At 73.7% G+C, this 6056-nt stretch carries 7 protein-coding genes; 2 read left to right on the top strand and 5 right to left on the bottom strand.

Going from position 1 to position 6056, the window contains the following annotated elements:
* The coding region (locus ABD52_RS35735) for a helix-turn-helix domain-containing protein (RefSeq protein WP_047894649.1) at positions 1-565 on the bottom strand (565 nt) is incomplete at its 3' end.
* A 71-nt stretch (positions 566-636) separates the two neighbouring features.
* Here ABD52_RS35735 and ABD52_RS35730 point away from each other — a divergent pair.
* Entirely contained in the window at positions 637-1476 is an 840-nt protein-coding gene (locus tag ABD52_RS35730; RefSeq protein WP_013288806.1) for an alpha/beta fold hydrolase, read from the top strand.
* A 122-nt stretch (positions 1477-1598) separates the two neighbouring features.
* Here ABD52_RS35730 and ABD52_RS35725 read toward each other — a convergent pair whose 3' ends face one another.
* The 4 genes from ABD52_RS35725 to ABD52_RS35710 all read right to left on the bottom strand — a co-directional run bounded on the left by ABD52_RS35725 (position 1599) and on the right by ABD52_RS35710 (position 5121).
* Positions 1599-2558, bottom strand: coding sequence for an asparaginase (locus ABD52_RS35725; RefSeq protein WP_047894648.1), 960 nt, complete (start codon positions 2556-2558; stop codon positions 1599-1601).
* Positions 2559-2652: 94 nt separating this feature from the next.
* A complete protein-coding gene (locus tag ABD52_RS35720; protein ID WP_013475115.1) occupies positions 2653-3495 on the bottom strand; it encodes a 3-keto-5-aminohexanoate cleavage protein in 843 nt (280 codons plus the stop codon).
* A gap of 112 nt (positions 3496-3607) precedes the next feature.
* The gene (locus ABD52_RS35715) at positions 3608-4717 is read right to left on the bottom strand and encodes a folate-binding protein YgfZ (RefSeq protein WP_047894647.1); all 1110 of its coding nucleotides are present in this window, start codon (positions 4715-4717) and stop codon (positions 3608-3610) included.
* On the bottom strand, positions 4714-5121 hold the full coding sequence (locus ABD52_RS35710; protein WP_082171454.1) for a Fur family transcriptional regulator: 408 nt from the start codon (positions 5119-5121) through the stop codon (positions 4714-4716). The genes ABD52_RS35715 and ABD52_RS35710 overlap by 4 nt, the downstream gene beginning before the upstream one ends.
* Positions 5122-5213: 92 nt before the next feature.
* Between ABD52_RS35710 and ABD52_RS35705 the strand changes: the two genes are divergently transcribed.
* Entirely contained in the window at positions 5214-5999 is a 786-nt protein-coding gene (locus ABD52_RS35705; protein WP_047894646.1) for an aminotransferase class IV, read from the top strand.
* Positions 6000-6056 lie beyond the last annotated feature (57 nt).

Raw genomic sequence — 6056 nt, 5'->3', positions numbered from 1 at the left:
CGGGCGCGGTGGTCGGGGCGGGCGCGGCACCCGCTTCGGTGACGGCTACCGATTCGAGGACCGCCTCGGTCGGCGTGCCCTCCGGCGTGACCGGACCGGTCGCGGCCGCGGCCACCGTCGCCGGGGCCTCCGGCGCGGAGGCCGGCTCGGTCGCGGCCGTTTCCGTCGTGGCGGCTCTCTCGGCCGCCTCCGCGGTCGTGGCCGCCTCGGTCGCCTCGGCCAGGCGGGCGTTCTCGCGCCGGAACGTCTCGTAGATCTGGGTGAGCGACTGCTTCTGGGCCATGGTCAGCTCGGGGTCGACGGCGATCGCCGCGAGCACGCCCTGGCCCTCCTTGTCGTCCAGCAGCCCGGCACGCAGGTACATCGCCGGGGTGGAGACACGAAGTGCGCTGGCGAGCTGCTGGAGCACCTCGGCGCTCGGCTTGCGCAGCCCACGCTCGATCTGGCTCAGGTAGGGATTGCTGACGCCCGCCTGCTCGGCGAGCTGGCGCAGTGAGATCTTCGCGTTGCGCCGCAGGTCGCGAATGAACCCGCCGACATCGGGAAGGTCCTTGCTGGTGGCCATGACTCAACGCTAGCTCGGGCCGCTAACTCCTGCAAGCAAAACGCTAGCCAGAGTTAGCAGGGTCACCGAAGGTGGGTTGCGGAGGCCATGTCCGGTCCGTACCGTTCTCCCCCGTAACCAAGATCGATATCAACGGCGCCCAGCTCGCGTACGACGAGAGCGGCACCGGAACCGCCGTGGTGCTGCTGCACGCCGGCATCGCCGACCGGCGGATGTGGCGCGGGCAGGTCCCGGCGCTCGCGCAGCGCCACCGGGTGATCGCGCTGGACCTGCGCGGCTACGGCGAGTCGGAGCTGCCGACCACGCCGTTCGCCCACCACGACGACGTGGTCGGGCTACTCGACGCACTGGGCGTCGAGCGCGCCGCGCTCGTCGGCTGCTCGTTCGGCGGCCGGGTCGCGGTGGACACCGCGCTCGCCCACCCGGAGCGGGTCTCGGCGCTGGCGCTCTTCGGCGCTCCGGTCTCCGGCAACGAGTGGTCCGAGGAGACCGAGCAGCTCTGGGAGGAGCTGGTCGGCGACGTGGACCCGGAGGACTTCGCCGCCACCGCCGCCGGCGAGGTGCGTTTCTGGGTGGTCGGCCCGACCCGCCGCCCCGAGGACGTCGACCCGGAGCTGATCCGGTTCGCCGAGGAGATGGACCGCCGGGCACTCGCCGCCGAGCAGGCGCTGAGCGCGATCGAGGTGGGCGAGCTGGACCCGCCGGCGATCGACCGGCTGGGCGAGCTGCGCGTACCGGTACTGGTCGGCACCGGCGCGGACGACCTGGCCGACATCCGCCGCCTGGCCGACCGCATCGCCGACGAGGCCCCGCACGGCGTGCGCATGCCGGACGTGACGAACGCAGCCCACCTGCTCCCCCTGGAGCGCCCCACCGAGACCAACGCCACCCTCCTGCCGTTCCTCCCCTGACCGCCCCGGTTCCTTCTCCTTCGCCGCGTTGATCTTGCACTTGCGGCCCTCGGCACGCCTGGAATGCGCACTTCGCCGGGGCAGTAAGTGCAAGATCGCCGGGGGTAGAGGGCGGGGAAGGGTTACCAGGTGGGGCGGATGGCTCCCACCGGGAGGCCGCCGCCGAGCAGGGGCGGTTCGGCGTACTCGGTGAGGATGGGGGCGCGCACGTCCAGGCGGGCCAGGGCCGACACCAGGACGGGTGTGCGGGCCCTCGCGGCGCCGTCGTCGATCTTCAGAGCCACGGCGCCGACCTCCGGGATCGCCGCCGCGATCACACCCTCCGCGCCGATCTTGGCGAGCAGGCCGGGTACGCCGCGCATCAGCCGGGTGTCCTCCGCCTGGGTGCCGCCGACAAGCTCCGGGTACGCCCGCATCGCGTCCGCCACCGTCCGCTCGACGGTGCCCGGCTCGGCCTCGACCAGCCGCAGGAACGCCCGCGCCAGCCCGGTCAGCGAGACGGCCAGCACCGGTGCGCCGCAGCCGTCCACCCCGACCGCCGCCGCCCGCTCGCCGGTGAACTCCTCGATCGTGGCGGTCAGGCACTGCTGGAGCGGGTGCTCGGGCCGCCAGTAGCCGTCCAGCGGCCAGCCCGCCGCCAGGCAGGTGCGCACCATGCCGGCGTGCTTGCCGGAACAGTTCATCAGCACCCGGGCCGGGCCGCCGCCGGCCCGCAGCACCGCCTCCCGGGCGGCCTCGCCGAACGGCAGGTCCGGCGGGCAGTGCAACGCGTCCTCGGTCAGGCCGGCGTCGCGCAGCAGCGCTGTCACCCGCTCGACGTGGAACTCCTCGCCCGCGTGGCTGGCCGCGACGAGCGCGATGTCGGCCGGGTCGGTGAGCGGCAGGCCGGCCCGGAGCATGCCGATCGCCTGCATCGGCTTGCTCGACGAGCGGGGGAAGATCGGCGAGGTGACGTCACCGGCCCCGGCGACCGGCTCACCGGCGGCGTCGAGCACCACCACGGAACCCCGGTGGACGCCCTCCACGAAGCCGGACCGGACCACCTCGGCGAGCGGCACGCCGCCCTCGTACGTTCTTCCCACGGTATGGACCGTACCGAGGGGACGGACCCGGTCGGCGGCGGGGTGACCTGCGACGTCGACCGGGGCGGTACGGGGTCGGAGCGGGGTGCGCCGCTTACCGGACGGTAGCCGGGACGCCGAGCAGCGTACGGGCCTCGGCGGTGGTCAGCGGGGGCCGCTGGGCGAGCTGGGCGAAGCCGACCGCCCGCGCGACGAGCTGCATGTTGGACTCCACCGGACGCCCCTTGGCGTACGTGACCGTGTCCTCCATGCCGACCCGCAGGTGGCCACCGGCCGACAGCGAGGCCAGCATCACCGGGATGGTGCTGCGCCCGATGCCGGTGGCCGCGAACGTGGTGCCCTCGGGCAGGTCGCGCAGCATCTGCTGGGCCGCGACAAGGGTCGCCGTGGTGCCGGGCATGCCACCCGGCACTCCCATCACGAAGTCGACGTGCACGTGCCCGCCGTGCGGCAGGCCGTACTTGCCGAGCAGCCGCTGCAGGGCGGTGAGGTGGCCCAGGTCGAAGATCTCGTACTCGGGGACGACGCCCCGCTCCTGCATCCGGGTGTGCAGGTCGACGATGAACTCCCACCGGTTGAGGAACACGTCGTCGCCGAAGTTGACGGTGCCCATGGTGCAGGAGGCCATGTCGGGTGCGGCGTCGAGCACCGCGAGCCGGGCCGACTCCGGGTCGGTCACCGCGCCGCCGGAGGAGAGCTGCACGATCAGGTCGGTGCTCTCCCGCAGCGCCGCCACCGTGTCGCGCAGCCGCCCCTGGTCGAGCGTGGGCCGCGCGTCGTCGTCACGGATGTGGACGTGGATCACGGCAGCGCCGAGCGCCTCGCACTCCTTGGCGGTCAGCAGCAGCTCGTCGAGCGTCACCGGCAGCGCCGGCACCTCCGCCTTCGCCGACTCCGCGCCGGTGGGGGCAACCGTGATCAACGTCCCTGTCGTCATGCCCCGGATCCTAGACCGGTGCCCGGCGCCGGGTCGACCGGAGGATTTCCGGTGCAGGCGGCGTTAAGAAGGGACCTTTCCTCTACCGGAGGCGTTAATAGGGGGCCCTTCCTTACACGTCGATGGCGGCGGCGCTCTCGCCCACGAGCAGTCGGGCGTCGTCGGGCGTGTTGCGCTTCAGCACGGCGAGCGCCACCTGACCCAACTCGTAGTGCTGCACGGCGGTGCCCACGAAGCCGACCGTCCGGCCGTCGAGCGTCACCGGCGTACCGGCGACGGGCGGCTGGTCGCTCGCCACGCCGTCCAGGTGCAGCAGGACGAGCCGACGGGGCGGCTTGCCCAGGTTGTGCACCCGGGCGACCGTCTCCTGCCCCCGGTAGCAGCCCTTGTCCAGGTGCACGGCCGGGGCGATCAGGTCCACCTCGGCTGGGATCGTCCGGTGGTCGGTGTCCACGCCGGCCCGGGCCTGCTTGGCGGCCACCCGGATCGCCTCGTACGCCCACAGCCCGGCCACCGGCACCCCGGCGCCGCGCAGCTCCGCCACCACCTCGTCCATGGTCGCCCGCGGCACGAGCAGGTCGACGCCGAGCGCCACCCGCCGGGCCCAGCCGCCGACCGGCAGCGGCTTGACGTCGTACACCGCTGACGGCCGCGCGGGCAGCTCGCCGGAACGGAACTTCGGACCTGGCACCGCTGCCACGTCGGGAGCGGCCAGCCCGGTGACGCCGAGCGTGTCGAGCGCGCCGGGCGCCTCCGGCCCGACGAGCGACAGCAGCGCGTGGTCGGCGGTGGCGTCGCGCGGGTCGACCTTGCTGAAGAACCGCATCTTCTCCAGGTATGACAGGAGGCCCTCGGTCATCCCCGGCTCGGTGTCGAGCCAGGTGGTCTCGCCGTCGTCGGCGACCATCGCGTGCTGCTCGACGTGCCCGTGCGGGGAGAGCACCAGCAGCTCGGTGCCCTGCCACGGCGCCAGCGCGGCCAGGTGCTGGCTGGTGAGCGTGTGCAGCCAGCCGATCCGCTCCTCGCCGGGCACCGCGACCACGCCCCGGTGCGAGCGGTCGACCAGGCCCACGCCGGTGGCCAGGAGCCGCTGCTCGCGCATCGGGTCGCCGTAGTGGGCGGCCACCGGGCCGACGCCCGCCGCCCGGTGGGCCGGTTCCGGCTGGTCCCGGGTCTGGTCGTCGATGGCGTCGGTGGTCACCGCGCCCGCGATGTCGATCATGTGCGTTCCCCGTTCTGTGCGCAGCGGCCGCAGACCCCGAAGAGCGCGACATGCCCGATGTCGACCTTGAACCCGCGCTGCTCGTCCAGCTGGTCGGCGAGCGGGCGGAGCATCTCCGGGGAGATCTCGTCGATCGCCCCGCACTCCCGGCACACCAGGTGCACGTGCTGGTGCTCACCCGCCGCGTGGTAGGTCGGCGAACCGTGCGACAGGTGCGTGTGCGTCACCAGGCCGAGCCGTTCCAGCAGCTCCAGCGTGCGGTAGATGGTGGTGATGTTGACTCCGGCCGCGACCTCGCGGACCGCTGTGTGCACCTGCTCCGGGGTGGCGTGCCCCAGATCCAGGACGGCCTGGAGCACCAGCTGCCGCTGCGCCGTCAGCCGCAGCCCGCGCGAGCGGAGCATTTCCGCGAGGGAGGATTCGGACACCCTTCGATCATAGTTCGGCCGCCGCGCCGGCCGGTCCGCCGCCGGGGGTACGCCACTACGCTGCGCCAGTGGGTACGACACGGGTGGCGGTGCTCGGCCGGGGGCTCGTACCGGCGGGCGAGCCGGTGCTGCGCGGCGACGACCGGGGCGTCCTGCACGGCGACGGCCTGTTCGAGACGCTGCACCTGCGCGACGGCCGCCCCTGGCTGCGCGACGCCCATCTGGCCCGGCTGCGGGCCGGCGCGGCGGCGATCGACCTGCCGCTGCCCCCTGATGCCGCGCTCGTCGAGCTGCTGGACGCGGTGTGCGCCGGCTGGCCCGCCCGGACCGAGGGCGCGTTGCGGCTGGTCTGCACGCGGGGACCGGAGGGCGGTGGGCCGCCCACGGTGTACGTGACGCTCGGCGAGGTGCCTGCGTCCGCCCGACTGGCCCGGCGGGACGGGGTGACTGTGGCCACGCTGCCGCTCGGGGTGGCCGCCCGGTCCCGCCCGGAACTGGGGTGGCTGCCGAGCGGCGTGAAGTCCACCTCGTACGCGCTCAGCACCGCCGCCCGGCGGTGGGCGCAGCGGACGGGCGTGGACGACGCGCTCTGGGTCTCGACCGACGGCTACGTGCTGGAGGGGCCCACCGCGAACGTGGTGTGGCTGAGTGGCGGCCGTCTCCTCACGGTGCCGGCGGCACCGACCGGAATCCTGCCCGGCGTGACCGCGAACCACCTGCTGGAACGCGCCGGAGAGCTGGGCCTGACCGCAGACGAGCACCTGCCCACCGTGGCCGACCTGCACGAGGCCGAGGCGATCTGGCTGACCAGCTCGCTGCGCGGCCAGCGGGGAGATCCTGATGTGGACGGCTGATGGCGGCATCGACGGGAAGACGCCGGTGGACCTGGATGAACTCGACCTGGTCCTGAT

Origin of the sequence: Micromonospora sp. RV43, from assembly GCF_001029515.1 — a bacterium.
Lineage (GTDB): Bacteria > Actinomycetota > Actinomycetes > Mycobacteriales > Micromonosporaceae > Micromonospora > Micromonospora aurantiaca.
The sequence above is the reverse complement of the archived record's forward strand: the minus strand, read 5'-3'. Positions and strand labels throughout refer to the sequence as shown.

Coding starts and splice junctions, on each gene's coding strand:
- ABD52_RS35720 (WP_013475115.1), bottom strand. CDS start 3,495: ATGACGACAGGGACGTTGATCACGGTTGCCCCCACCGGCGCGGAGTCG.
- ABD52_RS35715 (WP_047894647.1), bottom strand. CDS start 4,717: ATGATCGACATCGCGGGCGCGGTGACCACCGACGCCATCGACGACCAG.
- ABD52_RS35710 (WP_082171454.1), bottom strand. CDS start 5,121: ATGCTCCGCTCGCGCGGGCTGCGGCTGACGGCGCAGCGGCAGCTGGTG.